Genomic DNA, 4,064 nt, shown 5'->3' on the forward strand with positions numbered 1-4,064 from the left:
AAGTAATCTGGGAACAGCCTACATTAACAGAATCAGGGGAGAGAAAGCTCAGAATATCGAAGTTGCGATCGGATATTTCACTGCTGCATTAACAGTCCGCACCCGCGATGCCTTTCCCGAAAATTGGGCGATGACGCAAAATAATCTGGCAGGAGCCTACACTTCCCGAATCAGGGGAGAGAAAGCAGAGAATATCGAAGTTGCGATCAGATATTTCACTGCTGCATTAACAGTCTACACCCGCGATGCCTTTCCCGAAAATTGGGCGATGACGCAAAGTAATCTGGGAACAGCCTACATTAACAGAATCAGGGGAGAGAAAGCTCAGAATATCGAAGTTGCGATCGGATATTCCACTGCTGCATTAACAGTCTACACCCGCGATGCCTTTCCCGAAAATTGGGCGATGACGCAAAATAATCTGGCAGCAGCCTACAGAAACAGAATCAGGGGAGAAAAAGCTCAGAATATCGAAGTTGCGATCGCATCATACACTGCTGCATTATCCGTCTTCACCCGCGATGCCTTTCCCGAAAATTGGGCGACGACGCAAAATAATCTCGCAAATGCCTACAGTGACAGAATCAGGGGAGAGAAAGCAGAGAATATCGAAGTTGCGATCGCCTCTTACACTGCCGCCTTAGAAGTCCGCACCCGCGAAGCTTTTCCCCAAAATTGGGCAGACACGCAAAATAATCTGGCAATAACCTACAAAAACAGAATCAGGGGAGAGAAAGCTCAGAATATCGAACTGGCGAAAAAGTGTTACCACAATGCTTTAACTATCAGAACTCGTGAGGCTTTCCCACAAGAACATACAGAGACTTTATCTAATTTAGGTTATTTTTACCAAAGCAACCAGCAATGGCAACTCGCTTATGATACATTTTCCCCAGCGATTGAAACAGTAGAATTAATACGGGGTGAGATTCAATCGGGGGATGAAACAAAACAGAAATTAGCTGAAGAATGGAATAAACTCTATTTGGGCATGGTAGAAGTTTGCATCGAACTACAACTTTACACCGAAGCTGTGGAATTTGCCGAACGTTCCAAGGGGCAAAACTTAATCGAGTTGCTATCAGTGAAAGATTTGTATCCCAAAGGAGAAATCCCCCCCGACGTGCGCCAAGAGTTGCAACAGTTAAGACTGAGAATTGCCGAGGAAAATCGGCGGTTAAAACAAGCTGAAGAAAAAAATCATGACATCATCAACCAACTACGCCGAGATTTAGCTGCCAACTATCCCTATACTCCTCTCAAATTTGGTGAAATTCAGCAGTTAGCCGATAAAAAAACAGCCATTGTCGAATGGTACATTTTAGACAATACTTTTTGTGTTTTCATCATCACTAACGACAACCCTCAACCACAAATTTTCTCATTTTCTGAGTCAGATTTAGCTCGATTAATTGATTGGACTACGGAATATTTAGGAGATTATTACAGTAACCGCGAACAATGGCAAAATAACCTAGAAACTAAACTAGCAACCCTAGCCGAAATTCTCCACATTGATAAAATTCTCAATTCCATTCCCGAAACCTGCGATAAACTAATCCTGGTTCCCCACCGCTACCTCCACCTATTTCCAATGCACGCCCTCCCAGTTAGTAGAGAAAATTGGCAACGCTTTCACCCCAATAACAAAAGTTGCCCTCTAAATCCCTATCTGATTGACTGCTTCGATGACGGAGTTCGGTATACCCCCAGTTGTCAATTACTCCACAAAGTCCAACAACAACCATCGCGACTATTCGATAGTTTATTCGCCATCCAAACCCCCACAGAAGACTTGTATAAGGAAAATAATGGAGATTATGGAGTTGTTAACGCAATCAAAAAACAATTTAAAGCGCCGATAGTTTTCAAAGAAAAGCACGCTAAAAGATCGGCATTACTAAACCTCAATGACTCAGGGAAAACAGATGCAAACCCCCAACTGCAAACGACCAACAGTTTATTTTTCTACTGTCATGGTTTCTTCGATCCTAATTCACCCTTAGATTCAGGCTTACAGTTAGCCGATGGCAACCTCACCCTCGCCGATATTATCGCTCACTTTGACCTAAAAAATTGCCGACTTGTCACCATGTCCGCCTGCGAGACAAGTTTTACCGACTTCAGCAGTAATAGTGACGAATACATCGGTTTACCCAGTGGTTTCATGTTAGCAGGAAGCCATAATATTATCGGTAGTTTATGGACAGTGAGCGCCCTTGCTGCTTCTCTAGTGATTACCAAGTTCTACGAAGAACTTGAACAATCTAATAACATCGCTTTCGCCCTCAATCAGTCGCAAAAATGGCTCCGAGATGTTACAATTAAAGGAATACAAGATTGGCTACCCAACTCTAAACTAGAGGATGTCTGGCAAGAAGAACTAGCAAGCATCCTCGAAGAAGACGAAAAAGATATGGGCGCTGGTTTTCAACTATTCAATTCACCTTGTTATTGGGCAGCTTTCTGTGCTATCGGCAAAGGAGTTTAATTATGGTTCATCAGAAAAATGTAAATTGTTTTATCGAAGTTATGAAAAACCAATCCGATCTTTTTACTGAAACAGACTGGATTGACTTGGCAGAAATAGCCGATAAAATACTAGAAGATGATGAAGAAATTTGGCAAAAAATTTCTGATTGGCTAAAATTGCACCCGGATGTTAAAACCGCCCACAAAACCTACTTAAAAAATACACCACCCGTCGTAGATAAGAATAAACATCTCGGCTTTGGTGGTTCCAAACCCCTAGAAAGTCAAGATAAACCCACTGGCGATCCTACACTTCTGGAAAAATTGAGAAACGAAATTCATATACACAAACCCCGCAATCCATCCAAATAATCACCCTCCTAATTTCCCTTTTTAACCAATGGAAGAAATCTTAGAACTGAAACAGCTTTTACTCCAAGGCGATATTAAAGGCGCTCTAGTTATTGCCGAAGAAATTGCAGAAATGAGCAAAAAAGATATCATCAATAACATTTACAGTTTTGCTGTAGTTTTGCTATTGCATCTAATCAAACAAAAAGTAGAAAATCGGACAACTCGCTCTTGGGATACTTCAATTAGAAACTCAGTTAGAAACATAAAGCGGCTCAATAAACGTCTCAAATCTAACGGATTCTATCTGAATTTAGAAGAATTAGAAGAGACTCTCATTGAAGCCTATTTTTCTGCTCTTGATGGCGCTGCTTTAGAAATTTTTGAAGGCATTTATGAAGCGCGGCAACTAAAAACAATGGTTAAAGAAGATGATATTATAGCTAGTGCCTTAGCTTTGATTACTTCTATTGAATCTACTGAAAACCCTCAATAAATTAGCTATGAAAAATGTTACAATCAGTCTTTACGCTTTTCACCTCGCTCGCACTTTCGACGATCCATCCGATTTAGCTAGTGAAGAGAAAGCTAAATCTTTTGGGAAAGAACTCCAAGACAGATTAACTCAAAAAATTCCCCTAAAAAATGAACTAAAAACCCTGCTACTTCACGATACCTATTTTGCCGATTTAACTTTCTTTTTCCCAGAAGAAATAGATTTTATCCCTGACGAAATCGCTCGATTTAATCCCCTCGCATTTTTACCTCAAAATATTAATGCTTCCATCGGTCAAACTATCGGTATTTATGCCGAAGTTACCGATAAAACGGAGGCTAACCGAGATTTAGCCGATAGCTGTTAGAGTCGATAGGAGCGTTGCCACCCCTACCTCTCCTTCAGAACGGAACGTGAGACTTTCGCCTCATTCCGCTCCTTGATATCTTCATCCTTTTTTAAGGATACAATTCAAAACGGATTGTTATCATAGTTCCTATCGAGGGAGCCGTCATTTTCCGTTTTTGTGTCGTGACAGTGTTTGTGCAAAAGTTGGAGGTTTTTATACTCATCCTTTCCGCCTAGTGAGCGGGGTTGGATATGGTCAACTTCTACAATGTCCTCCGGTGTGAAGTACAGACCACAGTGGGTACATTTACCTTTTTGTGTCTTAAGCAGTGTTGCCACTCTTGTTGGTGTTTCAGGGTATACTCCGCGTCTAGAACTCCAGTAAATCCAGTCACCG

At 41.4% G+C, this 4,064-nt stretch carries 5 protein-coding genes; 4 read left to right on the forward strand and 1 reads right to left on the reverse strand.

Annotated features, from left to right (window positions below):
* From QUB70_RS31165 to QUB70_RS31180, 4 genes are all read left to right on the forward strand, one after another.
* On the forward strand, positions 1-2,491 hold a 2,491-nt coding region (locus QUB70_RS31165; RefSeq protein WP_332985618.1), incomplete at its 5' end, for a CHAT domain-containing protein.
* 41 nt (positions 2,492-2,532) lie between these two features.
* A complete protein-coding gene (locus QUB70_RS31170; protein ID WP_332985619.1) occupies positions 2,533-2,844 on the forward strand; it encodes a hypothetical protein in 312 nt (103 codons plus the stop codon).
* A gap of 28 nt (positions 2,845-2,872) precedes the next feature.
* On the forward strand, positions 2,873-3,319 hold the full coding sequence (locus QUB70_RS31175) for a DUF29 family protein (RefSeq protein ID WP_332985620.1): 447 nt from the start codon (positions 2,873-2,875) through the stop codon (positions 3,317-3,319).
* Positions 3,320-3,326: 7 nt separating this feature from the next.
* Complete coding sequence (locus tag QUB70_RS31180) at positions 3,327-3,686, forward strand: hypothetical protein (RefSeq protein WP_332985621.1); 360 nt, start codon at positions 3,327-3,329, stop codon at positions 3,684-3,686.
* Between the two features lie 104 nt (positions 3,687-3,790).
* Here the strand turns inward: QUB70_RS31180 and QUB70_RS31185 are convergent.
* A partial coding sequence (locus QUB70_RS31185) for an HNH endonuclease (protein WP_332985623.1) occupies positions 3,791-4,064 on the reverse strand: 274 nt, incomplete at its 5' end.

The sequence above is a fragment of the Microcoleus sp. A003_D6 genome, from assembly GCF_036702825.1.
In the GTDB taxonomy this organism is placed as follows: Bacteria; Cyanobacteriota; Cyanobacteriia; order Cyanobacteriales; family Microcoleaceae; genus Microcoleus.